The 23735-nt window shown below is 65.0% G+C and carries 14 protein-coding genes and 1 pseudogene; all 15 read left to right on the top strand.

The genetic code is table 11. The annotated features are described in order from the left end of the window. The first annotated feature begins 81 nt into the window (after positions 1–81). Complete coding sequence (gene aspA / locus AC1DN0_RS32370; protein ID WP_477146298.1) at positions 82–1509, top strand: aspartate ammonia-lyase; 1428 nt, start codon at positions 82–84, stop codon at positions 1507–1509. A 102-nt stretch (positions 1510–1611) separates the two neighbouring features. Continuing rightward, the gene (locus AC1DN0_RS32365; RefSeq protein ID WP_441633449.1) at positions 1612–2940 is read left to right on the top strand and encodes a dicarboxylate/amino acid:cation symporter; all 1329 of its coding nucleotides are present in this window, start codon (positions 1612–1614) and stop codon (positions 2938–2940) included. A 202-nt stretch (positions 2941–3142) separates the two neighbouring features. Beyond that, positions 3143–5830, top strand: a complete 2688-nt coding sequence (gene aceE / locus AC1DN0_RS32360; RefSeq protein WP_477146297.1) for a pyruvate dehydrogenase (acetyl-transferring), homodimeric type — start codon at positions 3143–3145, stop codon at positions 5828–5830. A gap of 20 nt (positions 5831–5850) precedes the next feature. After that, a complete protein-coding gene (locus tag AC1DN0_RS32355) occupies positions 5851–7419 on the top strand; it encodes a dihydrolipoyllysine-residue acetyltransferase (protein WP_477146296.1) in 1569 nt (522 codons plus the stop codon). 13 nt (positions 7420–7432) lie between these two features. Beyond that, positions 7433–9175: a dihydrolipoyl dehydrogenase gene (lpdA, locus tag AC1DN0_RS32350; RefSeq protein WP_477111964.1), complete on the top strand. Its 1743-nt coding sequence runs from the start codon at positions 7433–7435 to the stop codon at positions 9173–9175. Between the two features lie 114 nt (positions 9176–9289). After that, positions 9290–11587 (top strand): NADP-dependent malic enzyme, encoded by a 2298-nt coding sequence (locus AC1DN0_RS32345; protein ID WP_441633457.1) that lies wholly within the window; start codon positions 9290–9292, stop codon positions 11585–11587. A gap of 46 nt (positions 11588–11633) precedes the next feature. After that, positions 11634–12862 (top strand): annotated as a pseudogene (locus tag AC1DN0_RS32340) (dicarboxylate/amino acid:cation symporter). A gap of 13 nt (positions 12863–12875) precedes the next feature. Further along, a complete protein-coding gene (locus tag AC1DN0_RS32335; RefSeq protein WP_477146295.1) occupies positions 12876–14234 on the top strand; it encodes an NAD(P)/FAD-dependent oxidoreductase in 1359 nt (452 codons plus the stop codon). A 72-nt stretch (positions 14235–14306) separates the two neighbouring features. After that, positions 14307–15482, top strand: a complete 1176-nt coding sequence (locus AC1DN0_RS32330; RefSeq protein ID WP_441633463.1) for an acetyl-CoA C-acetyltransferase — start codon at positions 14307–14309, stop codon at positions 15480–15482. A gap of 28 nt (positions 15483–15510) precedes the next feature. Then, a complete protein-coding gene (gene phbB, locus AC1DN0_RS32325) occupies positions 15511–16257 on the top strand; it encodes an acetoacetyl-CoA reductase (RefSeq protein ID WP_441633465.1) in 747 nt (248 codons plus the stop codon). Positions 16258–16323: 66 nt separating this feature from the next. Then, positions 16324–17724: a cytochrome ubiquinol oxidase subunit I gene (locus AC1DN0_RS32320; protein WP_441633467.1), complete on the top strand. Its 1401-nt coding sequence runs from the start codon at positions 16324–16326 to the stop codon at positions 17722–17724. Positions 17725–17729: 5 nt separating this feature from the next. Beyond that, entirely contained in the window at positions 17730–18725 is a 996-nt protein-coding gene (locus AC1DN0_RS32315) for a cytochrome d ubiquinol oxidase subunit II (RefSeq protein WP_441633494.1), read from the top strand. Positions 18726–18942: 217 nt separating this feature from the next. After that, on the top strand, positions 18943–20715 hold the full coding sequence (locus AC1DN0_RS32310; protein ID WP_441633469.1) for an ATP-binding protein: 1773 nt from the start codon (positions 18943–18945) through the stop codon (positions 20713–20715). Continuing rightward, positions 20712–22070: a sigma-54-dependent transcriptional regulator gene (locus AC1DN0_RS32305; RefSeq protein WP_441633471.1), complete on the top strand. Its 1359-nt coding sequence runs from the start codon at positions 20712–20714 to the stop codon at positions 22068–22070. Before AC1DN0_RS32310 ends, AC1DN0_RS32305 begins: the two co-directional genes overlap by 4 nt. Positions 22071–22170: 100 nt before the next feature. Then, positions 22171–23412 (top strand): polyhydroxyalkanoate depolymerase, encoded by a 1242-nt coding sequence (locus AC1DN0_RS32300; protein ID WP_477146294.1) that lies wholly within the window; start codon positions 22171–22173, stop codon positions 23410–23412. Positions 23413–23735: the final 323 nt, after the last annotated feature.

The following is a 23735-nucleotide window of genomic DNA, read 5'->3' as shown; positions in this document are numbered from 1 at the left end:
TCGCATCAAGGTCGCAACGCGCCGGTGGCTTCCATAAGCTTGCACTCCTCTCATTCATCAAAACCTGCGAGGAGCACACCGATGACGAATGGATCTTTTAGAACCGAACATGACCTGCTGGGCGATCGCGAAGTCCCGGCCGATGTCTATTACGGTGTGCACACGCTGCGTGCAGTGGAAAATTTTCCGATCACGGGCACTCCCATCTCTATCTATCCGGATCTGATCAAGGCCCTGGCTTATATCAAGCAAGCAGCCGCATTGGCAAACCATGAACTCGGCCTGCTCGATGAAACCCGTTGCGATGCCATCGTCAAGGCCTGCGCGGAGTTGCTCGGCGGCAAGTTGCACGACCAATTCGTCGTCGACGTGATCCAGGGCGGTGCCGGCACCTCGACGAACATGAACGCGAACGAGGTGATCGCCAACCGCGCGCTGGAGCTGCTGGGCCACAAAAAAGGCGAATACCAGTACCTGCATCCGAACGAGCAGGTCAATATCRGCCAGAGCACCAACGACGTCTACCCGACGGCCCTCAARGTCGCAACCTGGTTCGGCATCCTCGGGCTGGTGGACGCCATGTCGGTGTTGCGGCGGGCGTTCGAGCGCAAGGCCGAGGAATTCAAGCATGTGCTGAAGATGGGCCGCACCCAGTTGCAGGATGCCGTGCCGATGACGCTGGGGCAGGAGTTCAGCACCTATGCCGTGATGCTCGGCGAGGACGAGCAGCGGCTGCGCGAAGCGGCGCTGCTGATCTGCGAGATCAATATGGGCGCCACTGCGATCGGCACCGGCATTACCGCGCACCCGGACTATGCACCGCTGATCCTGAAGCGCCTGAAGGAGATCACCGGCATTCCGCTGATGACCGCGCCGAACCTGATCGAGGCCACGCAGGACTGCGGCGCCTTCGTGCAGTTGTCGGGCGTCCTCAAGCGCGTGGCGGTCAAGCTCTCCAAGACCTGCAACGACCTGCGCCTGCTCTCCAGCGGCCCGCGCGCCGGCCTGGGCGAGATCAACCTGCCGCCCATGCAGGCCGGATCGAGCATCATGCCCGGCAAGGTGAATCCCGTGATCCCCGAGGTGGTCAACCAGATCGCATTCGAGGTCATCGGCAACGACATCACCGTCAGCTTCGCCGCCGAAGCCGGGCAACTGCAACTGAATGCCTTCGAGCCGATCATTGCGCACAGCCTGTTCAAGAGCGTCAGCCATCTGCGCAATGGCTGCCTGACACTGGCCGAGCGTTGCGTCAATGGCATCACCGCCAACGAGGAACGCCTGCGCGCCACGGTGGAAAACTCCATCGGCATCGTCACCGCCCTGAACCCGTATATCGGCTACGCCAACGCCACGGCGGTAGCGCAAGAGGCCCACGCCACCGGCGGCAGCGTGTACGAGATCGTGCTGCAAAAGGGGCTGCTGTCCAGGGAGGAACTCGACCAGATCCTGCGGCCGGAAGTGCTGACGCAGCCCACTCCGCTGAGCCTGGCGCCGCGCGCCCGGTGAACTGAGTCACGGCGTCCCCAGCGCCGCAAGAAGCAGCGGGCCCCCGCCCCGCAAATCGACGGCCAGACAACGATCTGCCGCAATCCCCGGAGACACCGCAACATGAAAGCCAACAAGTTAACCACCCAGATCATGGTCGCCATGGTCCTGGGCATCGGGACCGGCTATCTCTGCAACACCCTCGCGCCCAATGCGGGGATGGCGAAAGAGATTGCCGGCTACTTTTCGATCGTCACCGACATCTTCCTGCGCATGATCAAGATGATCATCGCGCCGCTGGTATTCGGCACGCTGGTGGCGGGCATCGCCGGCATGAAGGACGCGAGCGCGGTGGGCCGCATCGGCATCAAGGCTTTGGGCTGGTTCATCACCGCATCGCTGATCTCGCTGCTGCTCGGCATGCTCTTTGTGAACCTGCTGCAGCCCGGCCATGCGCTGAACCTGCCATTGCCGGAGATCGGCACCGCCACCAATCTCAAGACTTCGTCGCTGAACCTGAAGGACTTCATTACGCACGTGTTTCCCAAGAGCGTGTTCGAAGCCATGGCGCAGAACGAGATCCTGCAGATCCTGGTGTTCTCGCTGTTCTTCGGCTTCGCCATTGCATCGTTCAAGGGCAAGGTGGGGCATCACCTGGTCGCGTCGATCGAGGAACTGGTGGCGATCATGCTGCGCGTCACGGACTTCGTGATGCGCTTTGCGCCGCTCGGCGTCTTTGCCGCCGTCGCCGCCGCCATTACCGTACAGGGTATTGGCGTGCTGTTCACCTACGGCAAGTTTATCGGCGGTTTCTACCTGGGACTGGTTGTACTGTGGCTGGTGCTGACGGGCGCGGGCTACCTGTTCCTCGGCGGGCGGGTCTTCACCCTGCTCAAGCTGATCCGCGAGCCGACCATCCTCGCCTTCTCCACCGCCAGCAGCGAGGCCGCCTATCCGAAGACCATGGAGCAGATGGAGAAGTTCGGCGTCCCCGACAAGGTGACCGGCTTCGTGCTGCCGCTGGGCTACTCGTTCAACCTCGATGGCTCGATGATGTACCAGGCCTTCGCCGCGTTGTTCATCGCGCAGGCCTACAACATCGAACTCAGCCTGACGCAGCAGATCACCATGTTGCTGGTCCTGATGGTCACCAGCAAGGGCATCGCCGGCGTGCCCCGCGCCTCCATCGTGGTGGTGGCGGCCACCCTGCCGATGTTCAACCTGCCCGAAGCCGGCCTGCTGCTGATCCTGGGCATCGACCAGTTCCTCGACATGGGCCGGACCGCGACCAACGTCATCGGCAACAGCATCGCCACGGCAGTGGTCGCCAAATGGGAAGGCGAACTGAGCCCGACGCAGTTGCCGGACACCGAAGACACCGAAGACATCGCCGAAGCACCCGCGCGGCAGCCCGGAGCAACTGGCCCCCGCGCAGACTGGGGTAATCCCTGATGCCCTCACATGAAATCTCATAACGATCCAGGCGCCGCAATATGGAATCACAACCGGGCCGCCCGGCCGGCACAAACAGTTTCCCGTTTAATCAACGACTTGCGATCCGTCCGCGGCCATCCCGGCAATGGCACGGCGATTGCTATATCCCTCTGCCGCAGCATCATCTGACGCACCTCAAAACAAAACACGTGGAGACAATATGAGCGCACGAGAAGCGGGCGATCTCGATCCTGTCGAGACCGCCGAATGGCTGGAGTCCCTGCAGGCGGTCACGCAGCATCGCGGCACCGAGCGGGCCAACCAACTGGTCAATGCGCTGGTCGATGAAGCGCGGCGCGACGGCCTCTATGTGCYGCGCTCGCTGACCACGGGCTACCGGAACACCATCGCCCCCAAGGACGAAGCGCAATCGACCGGCGACCGCGCCATCGAGCATCGCCTGCGCTCGATCATCCGCTGGAACGCGATGGCCATCATCCTGCGCGCCAACAAGGAGTCGTCGGAACTCGGTGGCCACATCGCGAGCTTCCAGTCGGCGGCGACGCTCTACGACATCGGTTTCGGCCACTTCTGGCACGCGCCCACCGACCAGCACGGCGGTGACCTGCTGTACATCCAGGGCCACAGCGCACCGGGCATCTACGCGCGCGCCTTTGTCGAAGGCCGGCTCACGGAGCAGCAGTTGCTCGGGTACCGGCAGGAAACCGGCGGCACCGGGCTTTCCTCCTACCCCCACCCCTGGCTGATGCCGGACTTCTGGCAGTTCCCCACCGTGTCGATGGGGCTGGGCCCACTGATGTCGATCTACCAGGCGCGTTTCCTCAAGTACCTGCAAGGCCGAGGGCTGGCGGACACCTCGGCGCGCAAGGTCTGGGCCTTCATGGGCGACGGCGAGATGGACGAGCCCGAATCCCTGGGCGCAATCTCGCTGGCCGGCCGCGAGCGGCTCGACAATCTGATCTTCGTCATCAACTGCAACCTGCAGCGGCTGGACGGCCCGGTGCGCGGCAACGGCAAGATCATCCAGGAACTGGAATCCGTCTTCCGCGGCGCCGGCTGGAACGTGATCAAGGTGGTCTGGGGCGGCGGCTGGGACAAGCTGCTTGCCAGGGACAAGAGCGGCCTGCTGCTAAAGCGCATGGAGGAATGCGTCGACGGCGAATACCAGGATTTCAAGAGCAAGAGCGGCGCTTATGTACGCGAGCACTTCTTCGGCAAGTACGAAGAACTCAAGGCGCTGGTCGCCGACATGAGCGACGACGAGATCTGGGGCCTGACGCGCGGCGGCCATGATCCCGAGAAGGTGTTCGCGGCTTACGCTGCCGCCGTGAAGCACACCGGGGAGCCCACGCTGATCCTGGCCAAGACGGTCAAGGGCTATGGCATGGGCGAATCCGGCGAAGGCCAGATGATCGCCCACCAGGCCAAGAAGATGACCCAGGACGCGTTGCGCGGTTTCCGCGACCGCTTCCAGATTCCGGTCAGCGACGCGCAACTGGCCGACATCCCCTTTATCAAGCCGCCCGAGGACAGCCCCGAGATGCAGTACCTGCGCGCGCGGCGCGCGGCGCTGGGCGGCTACCTGCCGGCCCGCCGCAGCAAGTCGCATGCGCTGGAAATTCCGCCGCTGTCCACGTTCCAGCGCCTGCTCGACAGCACCGGCGAGCGCGAGATCTCCACCACCATGGCCTTCGTGCAGATGCTGGGGACCCTGGTGCGCGACAAGGCCATCGGCAAGCATGTGGTGCCCATCGTGCCCGACGAATCGCGCACCTTCGGCATGGAGGGCATGTTCCGCCAGCTAGGCATCTACTCATCGGTCGGGCAGCTCTACAAGCCGCAGGACGCCGATCAGCTCATGTACTACCGGGAGTCCAAGGACGGCCAGGTGCTGCAGGAGGGGATCAACGAGGGCGGCGCGATGTCGAGCTGGATTGTTGCTGCGACTTCGTACAGCACGAGCAACGTGCCGATGATCCCGTTCTACATCTACTACTCGATGTTCGGGCTCCAGCGGGTCGGCGACCTGGCCTGGCTGGCGGGCGACATCCGAGCACGCGGCTTCCTGCTCGGCGGCACCGCCGGGCGCACCACGCTCAACGGGGAAGGCCTGCAGCACGAGGACGGCCACAGCCACATCATCGCCGGCACCATCCCAAACTGCGTTTCCTACGATCCCACCTTCGCCTACGAGGTGGTGACCATCGTGCGCGACGGCATGCGCCGGATGTACCAGGACCAGGAGGATGTGTACTACTACATCACCCTGATGAACGAGAACTACCCGCACCCCGGCCTCGCGGACGCGGGCGAAGGCGCGGAGGCCGGCATCCTCAAGGGCCTCTACAAGCTCAAGGACGGCGGCAAGGCCGGCAAGGGCGGGCTGCGCGTGCAGCTCATGGGCTGCGGCACCATCCTGCGCGAGGTCATCGCCGCCGCCGAGCTGCTGAAGGCGGACTTCAACGTCACCGCCGACATCTGGAGCKSCMCCAGCTACAACGAGCTGCGCCGCGACGGCATGGCCGCCGAGCGCTGGAACCTGCTGCACCCCACCGAGCCCCGGCGCAAGAGCTGGGTCGAGTCCAGCCTGGAAGGCCATGAAGGCCCGGTGATCGCCTCCACCGACTACATGCGCAACTACGCCGACCAGGTACGCGAATACGTGCAGGCCGCGGGACGGCGCTACGTCGTGCTGGGTACCGACGGCTTTGGCCGCAGCGACTACCGCGCCAGGCTGCGCAGCTTCTTCGAGGTCGACCGCTACCACGTTGCCATCGCCGCGCTCAAGGCGCTGAGCGATAACGGCGCGATCAAGCCGGCGGTGGTGGCCGAGGCCATTGCCAAGTATGCGGTGGACACCGAGCGCGCAGCGCCGTGGACGGTCTGACACGCCAAGGATTGAAGACTATGAACCAAGCCATTGATATCAAGGTGCCCGACATCGGCGATTTCAAGGACGTGCCGGTGATCGAGTTGTTCGTCAAGGTGGGCGACCTGGTCAAGCCCGAGGACCCGCTCGTTTCGCTGGAATCCGACAAGGCCACCATGGACGTGCCGGCCCCGCAAGGCGGCGTGGTCAGGCAGATCCACGTCAAGSTGGGCGATGCCGTCAGCGAGGGCAGCCTGCTGATGCAGTTCGAGGGCATGGGCTTGGCGGTGCCGGCCGGCACCGCCAAGCCCAGCGTAAGCGCGCCGCCCTCGCCGCTCAGCGCGCCTGCGGGGCTGGCCGAAGTGCGCATCCCCGACATCGGCGACTACAAGGATGTGCCGGTGATCGAAGTCTTCGTCAAGGTCGGCGACACGGTGAAGGCGGAGGATCCGCTGGTGTCGCTGGAGTCCGACAAGGCCACCATGGACGTGCCGGCTCCGCTGGGCGGCGTGGTCAGGGAGATCCACGTCAAGGTGGGCGACACCGTCAGCGAAGGCAGCATCATCATGACACTGGCTACCGGCGACGCACCGGCGGTGGCATCCGCGGCGCCGGCTCCGGTCCTCGCGGCGGCGCCTGCGCCCATTACGCCAGCTTCGAGTGGCGTGGACGAACCCGCTTTCGCGCTCGCCTACGCCGGACCGGCGGTGCGCAAGCTCGCCCGGGAGACCGGCGTGGGCCTGGGCAAGGTGCGCGGCAGTGGCGAGCATGGCCGCATCCTGCGAGCCGATGTCGAGGCGTTCGCCCGCTCGGGAGGCGCCATAACGCCCGCCGCCAGGCCTGCCGCCGCGCCCGCTGGTGGCGGCGCGGGCCTGGACCTGCTGCCGTGGCCCAAGGTGGACTTTGCCAGGTTCGGCCCGGTCGAGCGGAGGGAACTTAGCCGCATCAAGAAGATTTCCGGCGCCAACCTGCACCGCAACTGGGTCGTGATCCCGCACGTCACCACGCATGACGAGGCGGATATCACCGATCTCGAGCAGTTCCGCGTGCAGATGAACAAGGAGCTGGAAAAGAGCGGCATCAAGATCAGCATGCTGCCTTTCATGATGAAGGCAGCGGTGGCCACGCTCAGGAAATTCCCGGAATTCAACGCGAGTCTGGACGGCGACACCCTGGTGCTCAAGCAGTACTACCACATCGGCTTTGCCGCCGACACGCCCAACGGCCTGATGGTGCCGGTGATCCGCGACGTCGACAAGAAGTCCATCCCCGACATCGCGCGGGAGATGGGCGAACTGGCCAAGCTGGCGCGGGAAGGCAAGCTCAAGCCCGACCAGATGTCGGGCGGCACCTTCACGATCAGCTCGCTCGGCGGCATCGGCGGGATCAACTTCACGCCCATCATCAACGCACCCGAGGTTGCCATCATGGGTGTCTGCAAGAGCTTCTGGAAGCAGCACTCCGGCGATGGCAAGAACTGGGCCTCGCGCCTGACCCTGCCGCTGTCGTTGTCATGGGACCACCGCGTCATCGACGGGGCCGCGGCTGCCCGCTTCAACGTCTATTTTGCCAACCTGCTCGCCGATCTGCGGCGTGTGCTGTTCTGAGGGGCGCGCTGCAATGACCCAACGTGTCGAAGTCAAGGTGCCGGATATCGGCGATTTCAAGGACGTCACGGTGATCGAGGTCATGGTCCGGCCCGGCGAGACCATCGCCGTGGACACCAGCCTGATTGCCGTCGAATCCGACAAGGCATCGATGGAGATCCCCTCCTCGCATGCCGGCGTGGTGAAAGAGATCCTGGTCAAGGTCAACGACAAGGTCAGCGAAGGCTCGGTGATCCTGATAGTAGAGGCCACGGGTGTGGCGGCCGGCGCGGCGCCGACTGCCGCACCGCCGAAGGCTGCGCCCTCCGTGCCGGTGCCTAACGCCGCGAGCTATAGCGGCACGGCAGACCTGGAATGCGAGATGCTGGTGCTAGGCGCCGGCCCCGGTGGCTACTCGGCCGCGTTTCGCAGCGCCGACCTGGGCTTGAAAACGGTGCTGGTCGAGCGCTACGAGACGCTCGGTGGCGTCTGTCTCAACGTCGGCTGTATTCCCTCCAAGGCGCTGCTGCACACAGCCTCGGTGATGGATGAGGTTGCGCATCTGCCCGACCACGGCATCAAGTACGGTGCGCCCGAGGTCGACCTGGACAAGTTGCGCGCGTTCAAGGACAGCGTTATCAAGAAGCTCACGGGCGGCCTGGCCGGCATGGCCAAGGCACGCAAGGTCGAGGTGGTCACCGGCGTGGGCAGCTTCCTCGACCCACATCACCTCGAAGTCGTGGCAGCCGATGGCGCAAAGCGCGTCGTCAAGTTTGCAAAGGCCATCATCGCTGCGGGCAGCCAGGCGGTGAAGCTGCCGTTCATGCCCGACGACGAACGCGTCGTCGACTCCACCGGGGCGCTGCAGCTGAAGTCGATCCCGAAGCGCATGCTGGTGGTGGGCGGCGGCATCATCGGCCTGGAAATGGCTACGGTGTATTCCACGCTGGGCACCCGCATCGATGTCGTGGAAATGCTCGATGGCCTGATGCAGGGTGCCGACCGCGACCTGGTCAAGGTCTGGGAGAAGAAAAACGCTCACCGCTTCGACCACGTCATGCTGAAGACCAAGACGGTTGGCGCCAAGGCCACGCCGGCAGGCATCGAAGTCAGCTTCGAGGGTAAGGAGGCGCCCGCGCCGCAGGTATACGACGTGGTGCTGGTCGCCGTGGGCCGCAGCCCCAACGGCAAGTCCATTGCCGCGGAGAAGGCCGGGGTGGCCGTCACCGAGCGTGGCTACATCGAAGTCGACAAGCAGATGCGGACCAACGTCTCGCACATTCACGCCATCGGCGACATCGTCGGCCAGCCGATGCTGGCGCACAAAGCCGTACACGAAGCGCACGTGGCGGCGGAGGCGGCGCACGGCGAGCCCGCCTTCTTTGACGCGCGCCAGATCCCGTCGGTTGCCTACACCGACCCGGAAGTGGCCTGGGCCGGCAAGACCGAAGAGCAATGCAAGGCCGAAGGGATCCAGTTCGGCAAGGCGGTGTTCCCGTGGGCCGCCTCCGGGCGCGCCATTGCCAACGGACGCGACGAGGGCTTCACCAAGCTGCTCGTCGACAGCACCACGAATCGCGTGATCGGCGGTGGCATCGTCGGCACCCATGCGGGCGACCTGATCAGCGAGATCTGCCTGGCCGTGGAGATGGGCTGCGAGCCCGCCGATATCGGCAAGACGATCCACCCGCACCCGACGCTGGGTGAATCGATCGGGATGGCCGCCGAGGTGTTTGAGGGCCATTGCACCGACCTGCCGCCGGTGAAGAAGAAATAAAAGGAAATTGACACGGGCACACGACGCAGCGCTTTGCGTCGTGCCGCCACACACAAGAGATTGCACGAACGTCTGCCGCCGTTCCGGCGCCCCGACCGAGCCACAGAGACAACCATGACCGACAACCTTCGCGAAGCCGCACTCGACTACCACCGCTATCCCACGCCCGGCAAGATCTCCGTGACGCCCACCAAGGCGATGGCCACACAGCGCGATCTCGCTCTGGCCTACTCGCCCGGCGTCGCCGACGCCTGCATGGAGATCGTGCGCGATCCGGCCGAGGCGATGAACCTCACGTCGCGCGCCAACCTCGTCGCGGTGATTACCAACGGCACCGCGGTGCTGGGTCTGGGCAACATCGGCCCGCTGGCCGGCAAGCCGGTGATGGAGGGCAAAGGTTGCCTGTTCAAGAAGTTCGCGGGCATCGATGTCTTCGACATCGAGCTGGCGGAAGACGACCCCGATGCGCTGATCGAAACCATCGCCCGCATGGAGCCKACCTTCGGCGGCATCAACCTSGARGACATCAAGGCRCCSGAGTGCTTCTATATCGAGAAGAAGCTGAGAGAGCGTATGAAGATCCCGGTCTTCCATGACGATCAGCACGGTACCGCCATCGTGGCCGCCGCCGCCATCCTCAACGCGCTGAAGCATGTCGGCAAGGATATCAGCGAGGTCAAGCTGGTAGCGTCGGGCGCAGGCGCGGCCGCCCTCGCCTGCCTGGACCTGATCGTGAGCCTGGGCCTGCCCATGGGCAATGTGTTCGTCTCCGACAGCAACGGCGTGGTCTATCTCGGCCGCAAGGAGCAGATGGACCCGAACAAGGCGCGTTATGCGCAGGACACTTCCGCGCGCACGCTGGCCGACATCATCGGCGGCGCGGACATCTTTCTCGGCCTGTCGGCCGGTGGCGTGCTCAAGCCAGAGATGGTCAAGACCATGGCGCGCGACCCGATCATCCTGGCCATGGCCAACCCGACGCCAGAGATCGCGCCGGAGGATGCGCTGGCCGTGCGCCCCGATGCCATCCTTGGCACCGGGCGCTCGGATTATCCGAACCAGGTCAACAATGTCCTCTGTTTCCCGTTCATCTTCCGCGGGGCACTGGACGTCGGGGCCACCACCATCAATGAAGAGATGAAGCTGGCCGCCGTGCGCGCCATTGCCGAACTCGCCCATGCGGAGATTCCGGAGGTGGTGGCCCAGGCGTACGGCGCGGTCGGCCTGCGCTTCGGTGCCGAATACCTGATTCCCAAGCCGTTCGACCCTCGCCTGATCGAAGCCGTCGCGCCCGCCGTCGCCCAGGCGGCAATGGACAGCGGCGTGGCCACGCGCCCGATCGCGGACATGGAGGCGTATCGCCAGCGGCTCGGCCAGTTCGTCTACCAGTCGCGCAGCGCCATGCAGCCGGTATTCGCCGCCGCCAAGCGCGCGCCGAAGCGGGTGATTTACGCGGAAGGCGAGGACGAGCGCGTGCTGCGCGCCGCGCAGGTGGTCATCGACGAGGGCATCGCGCGCCCGATGCTGGTGGGCCGTCCCGACGTGATTGTCCAGCTCATCGCGCAATTCGGCCTGCGCTTGCAACCGGGCGAGGATTGCGAATGCATCGATCCGCTCGATCCTGCCGTCTACCGCGACGCTGCCGAGGCGTACTATCAGATTAGCCGCCGCGACGGCGTCTCGCGCGCGCTGGCACAGGCGGAGGTGCGCAGCCGCGGTACGCTGCTGGGCGCCATGCTGGTTCGGCAAGGCCAGGCCGACGCGATGCTGTGCGGCACCGTGGGCCGTTTCCAGGACCACCTGGCTTATGTGCGGGACACGATCGGGCTGAAGCCCGGCAGCGAGACGCTTGCCGCCATGCAGATGTTGATGCTGCCCGGCCGCCAGCTGTTCATTTGCGACACGCACGTGAACCTCGACCCGACGGCGCAACAGATCGCCGACATCGCGCTGCTGGCCGCCGAAGCCGTCCGCCGCTTCGGCATCACGCCGAGCGTGGCCTTGCTCTCGCACTCCAACTTCGGCGGCTCCACCGCCCCGGCCGCGGTGAAGATGCGCGAGGCGCTGGCGCTGGCGAAATCGCGCGCCCCGTCGCTGGCCATGGAAGGCGAGATGCGCGGCGATGCGGCGCTGTCCAAGCCCATCCTGGACCAAGAGTTCCCCGACTCCGGCCTGGTCACGGAAGCCAACGTGCTGGTGATGCCCAACGTCGACGCCGCCAATATCTCCTACAACCTGATGCGCATCGCGGCGGGCGGCGGCATCACGGTTGGCGGCATTCTGCTTGGCGCCGCGCGCCCCGTGCACATCCTGACCTCATCCTCGACCGTTCGCCGCATCGTCAACATGACGGCGGTGGCGACGGTCGATGCCGGCTCCCAGCGCGCCACGGCGCAGGCGGCAGGGATCTAGCATCTGAACGCCGACAGCGATCGCGAACCAAAAACAGGAGACCACCATGGACAAAGACAATCATCCGAAGCCGTTCTACAGATCCCTCTATTTCCAGGTCATCACCGCGATCGTCATCGGCGTCATCCTGGGCCACTTCTACCCGCAGACCGGCGAGGCGATGAAGCCGCTGGGCGATGGTTTTATCAAGCTGATCAAGATGATCATCGCACCGATCATCTTCTGCACGGTCGTGGTGGGTATCGCCGGGATGGAGGACATGAAGAAGGTCGGCAAGACCGGCGGGCTGGCGCTGCTGTACTTCGAGATCGTCAGCGGCGTCGCGTGGACTTCCTGCTGCACGTGATCCCGAACACCGTGGTGGACGCCTTCGCCAAGGGTGAGATTCTCCAGGTGCTGCTGTTCGCGGTGATGTTCGGTTTCGCCCTGCATAAGTTCGGCGGGCGCGGCACGCTGGTGTTCGACTTCATCGAGAAGTTCTCGCACGTGCTGTTCACCATCGTCGGATACATCATGAAGGTCGCGCCCATCGGGGCGTTCGGTGCCATGGCCTTCACCATCGGCAAGTATGGCGTGGGTTCGCTGCTGCAACTGGGCCAGTTGATGGCGACGTTCTATGCGACCTGCCTGTTCTTCATCTTTATCGTGCTTGGCGGGATCGCACGAGCCCACGGCTTCTCGATCTGGAAATTCATCAGGTACATCAAGGAAGAACTGCTGATCGTGCTGGGCACGTCTTCGTCGGAATCGGTGCTGCCGCGCATGATGGCCAAGCTCGAGAACCTGGGTGCCCGCAAGTCTGTCGTCGGGCTGGTGATCCCGACCGGCTACTCCTTCAACCTGGATGGCACCTCCATCTACCTGACCATGGCGGCGGTGTTCATCGCCCAGGCAACCAACACCGACATGAGCCTGACGCAGCAACTCACGCTGCTGGCGGTGCTGCTGCTCACGTCCAAGGGCGCTGCCGGCGTCACCGGCAGCGGCTTCATCGTGCTGGCGGCCACGCTGTCGGCGGTCGGGCATGTCCCGGTAGCAGGCCTTGCCCTGATCCTCGGCATCGACCGCTTCATGTCGGAGGCGCGCGCCCTGACCAACCTGATCGGCAACGGCGTGGCCACGGTGGTGGTGGCTAAATGGACCGGCGACCTAGATGTCGAACGGATGCATCGCACGCTGGACAACGAGTCGGACAGCGAGGCCGACGACCCCGAGGTGGTGCTCGACCAGGCCGCGACGCACATGCCGGTTGCCAGTACCACATTGAACCGGTGAACGGCGGACCGTGATGACATCAGCCCCCAACCATCGGAGCCCGTCCACGGCGTGGCCCCATCGCATCGTCATCGTCGGCGGCGGCGCGGGCGGACTTGAACTGGCCACGCGGCTGGGCGACACGCTCGGCCGGCGCGGACACGCCGAAGTCACCCTGATCGAGAAGACCCGCACCCATGTGTGGAAGCCCAAGCTGCACGAGATCGCCGCCGGCAGCATGGACATGAGTGCCCACGAGGTGGGCTACCTGGCGCAATCGCATTGGCATCACTTCCGCTACCGCGTCGGGGAAATGGTGGGCCTGGACCGGGAACGCCGCGAGGTGCTCGTGGCGCCCTACGTCGACCATGAAGGACACCAGATCACACCGCAACGCACCTTTGGCTACGACACCCTGGTCATCTCCGTCGGCAGCCAAAGCAATGACTTCGGCACGCCCGGCGTCTATGAGCACGCCATGCGGCTGGAATGTCCCGCCGACGCGCTGCGCTTTCACTCGCGCATGGTCAATGCCTGCATCCGCGCGCACGCGCAGGCCACGCCCCTGCTGGCCCAGCAACTCCACGTCGCCATCATCGGCGCCGGCGCGACGGGGGTAGAACTGGCGGCGGAACTGCACCGCACCACGCGCGAGGTTGTGGCCTTCGGCCTGGACCGCGTCGATGCGGACAAGGACATCCGGGTCACCCTGATCGAGGCCGCGCCCCGCGTGCTGCCGGCCTTGCCCCCGCGCTTGTCGAGCGCCACGGAAGCCCTGCTGCGCAAGCTCGGCGTGGAGGTGCTGACCGGCGCCAAGGTCGCCGAGGTGCTGTCCGATGGCGTACTGCTCGGCGATGGCCAGCGCCTCGCGGCGGAACTGGTCGTGTGGGCGGCGGGCRTGAAAGCGCCTGATTTCCTCAGGGATATCGCGGGCCTGGAGACCAATCGCGTCAACCAGTTGATGGTCCGGCCGACGCTGCAGACCAGCCGCGACGACAACATCTTCGCCATCGGGGATTGCGCTGCCTGCGCCTGGCCCGAGGCCAATCAAGGCAAGGGGGGCTTCGTGCCGCCGCGCGCGCAAGCCGCGCACCAGCAGGCTTCGCACATGGTCAAGCAGATCCGCCGCCGCATGGCCGGCAAGCCGCTGACGGACTACCGCTACCGCGACTTCGGTTCCCTGGTATCCCTGGGCGGGTTCAGCACGGTGGGCAGCATGATGGGGGGGCCCATCGGCGGCAGCATGATGGTCGAGGGCCGCTTCGCCAGGCTGATGTACCTGTCGCTCTACAAGATGCACGAGCTGGCACTGCATGGGTTCGCCAAGGTCGCGCTCGACACGCTGGCCCGCTCGATCGTCCGGCGCACGGAACCCCATGTGAAGCTGCACTGAGTTCCATTCCAGGATCGGGCGGCGACATCCGGCCGGTCCGTCAGTCCCTCTTTTTCTACGCAGGAGAATCGTATGGAAGACGTCGTTATCGTTGCCGCCGCCAGAACCGCGGTCGGCAAGTTTGGCGGTTCGCTGTCCAAGGTCCCGGCCCCGGAACTCGGTGCTACCGTGATCAAGGCCTTGCTGGAGCGAAGCGGCCTGAAGCCGGAACTGGTCGACGAGGTCCTGCTCGGCCAGGTGCTGACCGCAGGCAGTGGGCAAAATCCCGCACGGCAGGCTGGGGTCAAGGCGGGGCTGCCGGTCGGCGTGCCCGCCATGACCATCGGCAAGGTCTGCGGCTCCGGCCTGAAGGCGGTACACCTGGCGGCCCAGGCCATCAAATGCGGCGATGCCGACATCGTCATCGCCGGCGGCCAGGAGAACATGAGCGCTTCGCCGCACGTGCTCCTGGGTTCTCGCGACGGCCAGCGCATGGGCGACTGGAAGCTGACGGACTCGATGATCGTCGATGGCCTGTGGGACGTGTACAACCAGTATCACATGGGCACCACGGCCGAGAACGTGGCCAAGGCCTACAACATCTCGCGCACCCAGCAGGACGAGTTCGCGGCCGCATCGCAGCAGAAGGCCGAGGCCGCGCAGAAGGCCGGCAAGTTCAAGGACGAGATCGTGCCCGTCTCCATCGTCTCAAAGAAAGGCACGGTGGTATTCGATAGCGACGAGTTCATCAAGCACGGCACCACGGCCGAAGCCCTGGCGGGCCTGCGGCCTGCCTTCGACAAGGCGGGCACCGTCACCGCCGGCAACGCGTCCGGGCTGAACGACGGCGCGGCGGCGGTGTTGCTGATGTCGGCGAGCAAGGCGCGCGAACTGGGCCTGACCCCGCTGGCGCGCATCGCGGCCTACGCGTCGGCAGGGATCGATCCCACCATCATGGGCATGGGTCCGGTGCCGGCTTCGCAGCGCTGTTTGCACAAAGCGGGCTGGATCGTCAACGACCTCGACCTGATGGAAATCAACGAGGCCTTCGCGGCGCAAGCCTGCGCGGTCAACCAGGAAATGGACTGGGACACCCGCAAGATCAACGTCAACGGCGGCGCCATCGCCATCGGGCACCCCATCGGCGCTTCCGGCTGCCGCATCCTGGTCACGCTGCTTCATGAAATGGTCCGCCGCGACGCCAAACGCGGCCTGGCCTCGCTCTGCATCGGCGGCGGCATGGGCGTGGCGCTGGCCATCGAGCGCTAAGACAGCATCCCACAACAAGGAGAAAAACATGAGCAAGCAACACGTAGTACTGATCACGGGCGGCATGGGCGGCCTTGGCGAAACCATTTCGACCAAGATGGCCGATGCCGGCTACAGGGTCGCGGTGACCTATTCGCCCGGCAATACCACGCATGGCGAATGGGTTCAGCAGATGAAGGCACGCGGGTACGACATCCTTGCGGTCCCCTGCGACGTGGCCGACATCGACTCATGCGCGCAAGCTGTGGCAGCGGTCGTGGAGCAGGCCGGCCCGGTCGACGTGCTCATCAACAACGCCGGCATCACGCGCGACATGACCTTCAAGAAGATGGACAAGGTCAACTGGGACACCGTACTGCGCACCAACCTGGACAGCCTGTTCAATATGAGCAAGCAAGTGGCCGATGGCATGGTGGAGCGCGGCTGGGGCCGTATCGTCAACGTGTCGTCGGTCAACGGCTCCAAAGGCGCCTTCGGCCAGACCAACTACTCGGCGGCGAAAGCCGGCGTGCATGGTTTCACCAAGGCCCTGGCATTGGAAGTGGCCAGGAAGGGCGTCACGGTCAACACCATTTCCCCGGGCTATATCGGCACCAAGATGGTCACCGCCATTCCCGAGGACATCCTGAACACGAAGATCCTGCCGCAAATTCCGGTGGGCCGGCTGGGCAAGCCGGAGGAAGTGGCGGGCCTGATCATCTACCTGGCCTCCGAGGAAGCCGCCTTCGTGACCGGCGCCAATATCGCCATCAACGGTGGGCAGCATATGCAGTGACGCGCAACGGGACGCCGCGCCTTTCGCAGCGTCCCCATCATCCCCCCACGGAGGAGACCCGGACACATGGATCCCATCCTGCTGGCACGCACGCAGTTCGCGGCCAACATCACCTTCCATATCCTGTTCCCGACCATCAGCATCGGGCTGGGCTGGCTGTTGCTGTTCTTCCGCTGGCGCTACCTCGCCAGCGACAAGCCACAGGTCCGCCATGCATGGCTGAATGCCTATCGCTTCTGGACCAAGGTGTTCGCCCTGACCTTTGCGCTGGGCGTGGTCAGCGGCATCACCATGAGCTTCCAGTTCGGCACCAACTGGCCGGGTTTCATGGAAACGGTGGGCAACATTGCCGGGCCCCTGCTTGCCTACGAGGTGCTGACCGCGTTCTTTCTCGAAGCCGGCTTTCTCGGCGTGATGCTGTTCGGGCACGGCAAGGTGAGCGAACGTGTCCACCTGCTGTCCACCTTCTTCGTTGCGTTCGGCACCACGCTCAGCGCCTTCTGGATCCTGGCGCTTAATTCCTGGATGCAGACGCCGCAAGGCTACGAAATCGTCAATGGCGAGTTCCACGTCAGGAGCTGGATCGAGGTCATCTTCAACCCCTCCTTCCCCTACCGCTTCGCGCACGTGCTGCTCGCTTCCACTCTGACCTGCGCCTTCCTGCTCGCGGGGCTGAGTGCCTGGCAATTGCTCAGGGGCACGGCGCCGCTATCGGCGCCCAGGGTCTTGCGCGTCGGACTGACGCTCGCCGCCGCTGCGATCCCGTTGCAGATCGCCGTGGGTGACATGCACGGCCTGAACACACTCGAACACCAGCCGCAAAAGATCGCCGCAATGGAAGGCGTTTGGGACACGGAGCGTGGCGCACCCTTGCTGCTGTTTGCCATCCCCGACGAGAAGTTGCGTACGAATCACGCGGCGATCGAGATCCCCAAGCTGGCCAGCCTGATCCTGACGCATCACCCGGACGGCGAGATTCGCGGCCTGAATACGTTCGATGCGCATCCGCCCGTCCTGCCGCTGTTCTTCGCCTTCCGCGTGATGGTGGGCATGGGGATGCTGATGCTGGCCAGCAGCTGGCTGGGCTGGTGGCTTTACCGCCGCGCCGGCTGGCAGCCGCACCGCCTGCCGCGCGCGCTGCTATGGGGCTTTGCGGGCATGACCTTCTCCGGCTGGATTGCCACGGTGGCCGGCTGGTACGTCACCGAGATCGGCCGCCAACCCTATATCGTCCACGGCCTGGTACGCACCGCCGACGTAGCGTCGAACGTGCCGGCGCCGCATATCGCACTGACGCTGTCCCTGTTCGTCGCGGTCTACCTGGCGCTGATCGTTGCCTATGTCAGCGTACTGAAGTACCTGGCGGAAAAGCCGGAGGCGCTGCCTGGCGGCGATGCGGCCGCGCAGCCCGCCACGCCATCCGGCGCTGTTGCCCCACATGCCTTGCCAACCGGGAGCCCCCTATGACCTGGATGCGTCTAGACGACGCCCTGCCTGTCATCTTCATGGCGCTGATGGGCGTGGCCATGCTGGTCTACGTGATCAGCGACGGCTACGATCTCGGGGTCGGCATGCTGATGCACCGGGCCACGCCCGCCGAGAAGGATGTCATGGTGGCTTCGATCGGTCCGTTCTGGGATGCCAACGAGACCTGGCTTGTGCTCGGCGTCGGCATCTTGCTGGTGGCTTTCCCCAAGGCGCACGGTTTGATATTGACCGCGCTTTACCTGCCGGTCACGCTGATGCTGGTCGGCCTGATCCTGCGCGGCGTGGCGTTCGACTTCCGCGTCAAGGTGAGGAGCGCGCACAAGCCGATGTGGGACAGGCTCTTCTTCGCCGGCTCGACCCTGGCATCGGTCTCGCAGGGCTGGATGCTGGGCCGCTACATCAGCGGCTTCGGCAACGGCTGGAACTACCCGCTGTTCGCGGCGGCCATCGCCATTGCGCTGCCCATGGCCTATGTGCTGCTCGGCGCGTGCTGGCTCATCATGAAAACGGAGGGCGAACTGCAGCAGCGCGCCATACAGTGGGCGAAGATCGCATGGGCGCCAATGGCCTGCGGACTCGCGCTGATCTCCGTGGCCACCCCCTGGATCAGCGCCGTGGTGCGCGAGCGCTGGTTCGTGCTGCCGCAGATCATCGCGCTGCTTGCCATCCCGATGGCAACCGGCGTCATGCTGATGGCCGTGCGCTTGTTGCTGAAGACCCGGCTGGTGCGCGGGCCTGTGGCTTGGCTGCCCTTCGTGCTGCTGATCGCTGTCTTTGTACTCAGCTTCATCGGCCTGGCCTACAGCATCTTCCCCTATGTCGTCATCCACCGCTTGACGATCTGGCAGGCCGCCAGCAGCCCGGAAGCCCTGAAGGTGATCCTGGTGGGCGTTTGCATCTCGGTGCCCGCGATCGCCGGCTACACGGTGTTCTCGTACCGGGTGTTCCGCGGCAAGACGCGCGAACTCCACTACGCTTAGCCGGGCCGCAAGAATGCTGCATCGCGACACCGCGCAAGATCCTGTCTTCGGGTTCTACCCGGGTGCTGCCCGGGGAGGTTCCGGGAGTACACTTGATCATCCTGATTTGCATGACTTGCATGACTTGTATCAGGGCGGACAAGGGTTGTACCTCCCCCCCCAGTACCGGGACGAACCATCCTGCGAGTTCGAGGACCGCGGAGAAAGGGCACGCGACATGAATCTGGGCCGTATGCGCATGATGATCGGGTGCGGTATGGCATTGATTGCGATCGCTCTGTCCGCCTGGCTCTCCTATGCCATGGCGTTGCGCGTCGGTCTCGATCAATTGCGCGTTGCGGCACAGCATCGGCTTGACGTCGTCGCCGCACGGCTGGACGGTGAACTGTCGCGGTTCGACTACCTGCCCTCGCTGCTGGAATCCACCACCGAAGTCTTCGACCTGCTCGCCCGGCCCGAAGACGCGGCGCTGAAACATCAGGTCAGCCGCTACCTGCACGGCATCACCGCGACCGCCGGCGCCGACAACCTGTACGTGACGCAACGCTCCGGCATGACGCTGGCCGCCGCGGACTGGGACCAGCCGGGAACGCCAGTGGGCGCCGACCTTTCGTTCCGCCCCTACATGCGGGATGCGCTCGCGCACGGCCAGGGCCGCTTCTATGGCGTCGGGTTTACTTCCGGCCGGCCCGGCTACTATCTCGCGTACGCGCTGCAGCAAGGCGGCACGCAGCGCGGCGTCGCCACGGTCAAGGTCAACCTCGACGCCGTGGAGCGGAACTGGATACAGATTCCCGGCAAGGTTCTTGTCGTCGACGCACGCGATGTGGTGATCCTGGCCTCGCTGCCGCAATGGCGGCTGCGGCCCCTGGCGCCCATGACGGCGGCAATGCTGGCCGAGGCCGCGCAGGCGCGAACCTATGGCAAATCCGACCTGATGCCGCTGGAATGGCAGGTACGCGCCAGGCTGGACGAACACACCCGCCGCGTGCATCTGGATGCCGTGGACTACCTGGCGTCCGAGCGCACGGTGAACCACGGCCTCTGGCGCATCGTGCTGCTGGACGACGAACTGCCCGCGCGCACACTCGCCCGCAATGCCGCCATCGGCGCCCTGCTGGCCTGCATGGTCCTGCTGCTGCTGATCCTCGTCGTTGCCCAGCGCCGGCGCGCCGCCCAACAGCAAAAGGCCGCGCAGCGCGCGCTGCGGGAAGCCCACGATAGCCTAGAGGCCAAGGTGCTCGAACGCACGGCCGAACTGCGCGCGCTGCAAAGCGACCTCGTCCATGCCGGCAAGCTGGCCGCGCTCGGGCAGATGTCCGCCGGGGTCGTGCACGAGCTGAACCAGCCCCTGGCGGCAATGCGCACGCTGTCGGACAACGCTGCCGTGCTGCTGGAAAAAGGCAGGCTCAAGGATGCCGCGGGCAACCTCCAGCGCATTGCCAACCTCATCAACCGTCTTGGCCGCCTGACGCAACAGCTGAAAGTGTTTGCGCACAAGTCCCAGGAACCCTTGCGGCCGGTCGTAGTACGGCAGGTGATACAGGACGCGCTCTTTGTCGTGACCAGCCGGATGCGGGAACTGGATATCACCGTCAACGTAGCGATTGCCCCGGATGACATCAGCGTGCTGGCCGACGACGTACGCGTGGAGCAGGTCCTGATTAACCTGCTGGGCAATGCCGCGGATGCGTTGTCGGACGCTGCGGCCAGGCGGATCGACATCCACGCGGCCGCGCACGAGGGGCAATGCCAGCTCACCATCCGCGACTCGGGCGCCGGCATCCATCCCGATGTGCTGCCGCGCCTGTTCGAACCATTCGTGACAACCAAGCCGGCGGGCAAGGGCCTGGGACTCGGCCTGATGATCTCGGCGCACATCGTGCGCGAGTTCGGCGGCCGCTTGTATGCCCGCAACCTGGCGCAGGGAGGTGCCGAATTCGTCGTCGAATTGCCGCTGGCGCCGCCCACCAAAGGGGAACATCAATGACCGACACCCATCCCATCCGCGTGATCTTCGTCGAGGACGAAGAGGATGTGCTGATAGGCAGCTCGCAGGCACTTGAGCTGGCAGGGTTCGAGGTCGACGGCTTCGCCTCGGTCGAGCAGGCGCGCAGCAGCATCAGCCTCGGCGCGCCCGCCGTGGTGGTATGCGATGTCAAGCTGCCGGGGATCAGCGGCGTGGCCTGGCTAAGCGAGCTGCTGGGCCTCGACAGCGACCTGCCCGTGATCCTGATGACCGGCCATGGCGATATCTCCATGGCCGTGCAAGCCATGCGCGTGGGCGCCTATGACTTTATCGAGAAACCGTGCTCGTCCGATCATCTTGTGTCTGTGGTCAGGCGCGCGGCCGACCGCCGCAAGCTCAGCCTGGAGGTCCGCGGCCTGCGCGAGCAACTGGAGGGCTGGCGCGGGATCCAGGCCTGCCTGATCGGCCGTTCCGCCCAGATGGAGCGCGTGCGCCGCGCGGTACGCGCCCTCGCCAATGCGCCCGCCGATGTGGTGATCTACGGAGAGACGGGGACCGGCAAGGATCTCGTCGCGCGCTGCCTACATGACCACAGCGCGCGCCGGAGCGCCAACTTCGTGCCATTGAATTGCGGCGGCTTGCCGGAGGCGCTGGCCGAAAGCGAACTGTTCGGGCACGAGGTCGGCTCGTTCACCGGCGCCACGCGCCGCCGCTGCGGCAAGTTCGAGCATGCACAAGGCGGGACGCTGTTCCTCGACGAAATCGAGAGCATGCCGTTGTCGGTGCAGGTCAAGTTCCTGCGGGCGCTGCAGGAGCGATCCATCGAGCGCGTGGGCTCCAACGAATCCATCGCGGTGGATTGCCGCGTGATCGCCGCCAGCAAGGAGGACCTGAAACTGCTCAGCGAGCAAAAGAAGTTCCGTGCCGACCTGTACTATCGCATTGGCGTCGCCTTCATCGACCTGCCGCCCCTGCGCGAGCGCCGCGAAGACATCCCGCTGCTGTTCGAGCACCTCATCCTGCAGGCGGCAACGCGCTTCGGCCGTCCGGCGCCTGTGCTCGAGAACGCCCAGTTCGACGTGCTGCTATCCCATTCCTGGCCGGGCAATGTGCGGGAGCTGCGCAATGTCGCCGACCGCTTCGTGCTCGGCCTCTTGTCCGACGATTTCGATCTGCATCACAGCCACAGCGAACCCGGCAACAGCCTGCCCGAGCAGCTCGAGCAGTTCGAACGGGTCGTTGTCATGGAGGAACTCAAGCGCCACAACTGCGATGTCGCCGCCACCGCGAAGGCACTGTCCATACCGAAGCAGACGCTGTACTCCAAGCTGCGCCGGCTCCAGATCGCTTACGACAAGGTGCAGGCGGAGGAGTAGCGGCCGAACTCCGCCAGCCCATATCCGTTTCCCGCCGCCGGCCGGCTGACGCCGGCAATCCGGCCCGTTTCTCACACTAGATCTTCACAAGGCATTTCTCATGCTGTACCAGTTCCACGAACTCAAGAGCGCCATGCTGCTGCCGCTTACCGCCCTGGCGCAAGCGACGTCGCGGACCCTCACCAACCCCCTCAGTCCGCTCTCGCTCGTGCCTTGCGCCACGCGGCTGGCGGCTGGCTATGAACTGCTCTACCGGCTGGGCAAGGATTACAAGAAGCCCTCGTTCGATATCAAGTCGGTGCAATGCCACGATCGGGACGTCCCGATCGTGGAGCAGACCATTGTCCAGAAGCCGTTCTGCAAATTGCTACGCTTCAAGCGCTATGCGGATGATCCTGCGACCATCCGGCTGCTGAAGGACGAGCCCGTGGTGCTGGTGTGCGCCCCGCTATCCGGCCACCATGCGACGCTGTTGCGCGATACGGTGCGGACCTTGCTGCGCAACCACAAGGTCTATGTGACCGACTGGGTCGATGCCCGCATGGTGCCCGTCGAGGAAGGCGCCTTCCACCTGACCGACTATGTCCGCTACATACAGGACTTTATCCGTCACATCGGCGCGGAGAAGCTGCACGTGATCTCGGTATGCCAGCCAGCGGTGCCCGTGCTGGCGGCCATTTCCCTGCTGGCTTCGGCGGGCGAGACGACGCCCAGGACCATGACGATGATGGGCGGCCCGATCGACGCGCGCCGCAGCCYGACCGCGGTGAACACGCTGGCCACCGACAAGTCCTTCGGGTGGTTCGAGAACAATGTGATCCATACCGTGCCGGCCAACTATCCGGGCCACGGGCGCAAGGTCTACCCGGGGTTCCTGCAGCATGCCGGCTTTGTAGCGACAAATCCCGACCGTCACCTCTCCTCGCACTACGACTACTACCGCAACCTCGTCGAGGGCGATCTCGACGACGCCCAGGCGCATGTGAGTTTCTATGACGAGTACAACGCCGTCCTCGACATGGCGGCCGAGTACTACCTGGACACCATCCGTGACGTGTTCCAGGAATTCCGGCTTGCCGAAGGCACCTGGGAAATCGATGGCAAGCCGGTGCGCCCCGCTGACATCAAGGGCGCGGCGCTACTGACCATCGAGGGGGAACTGGACGATATTACAGGTGCGGGCCAGACAGCCGCCGCACATGCCCTGTGCGCCGGCATTCCGGCCACGCGCAAACAGCACATCACCGCGGCGGGTTGCGGTCACTACGGCATTTTTTCGGGACGGCGGTGGCGCGAGGAGATCTATCCGCAGTTGCGCGATTTCATCGCCAGGCACCGCTGAGCCGCGGGACCCCGCTCCCCGGCTACCGGGGAACGGGCTTCCGGCTGGCGGCGGCCAGGCCGGAAGCGCTGAGAATCAGCTCGCTGGACGCCGCCCGTGGCTCGCGCCTCCAGCGCAGCAGGCCGGAACGAACCAGCCGGAGGATCTGCCACTGCGGAATATGCAGCAGTCCCCCCGGCCTCCCCGGCTCATCGAGGAAGGCCCCCTGGATCGGGACGCCCCAGGGATTGCACGAAATGCGCAGGCGGGCTCCCGTCGCCATTCTTGAGAGAAGCTCTGTCTTGTTCATCATTCGTCCGAATGGCGCGAGGGACTGACCGTCC

Source organism: Cupriavidus sp. 05N39 (assembly GCF_056397325.1).
The sequence above is the reverse complement of the archived record's forward strand: the minus strand, read 5'-3'. Positions and strand labels throughout refer to the sequence as shown.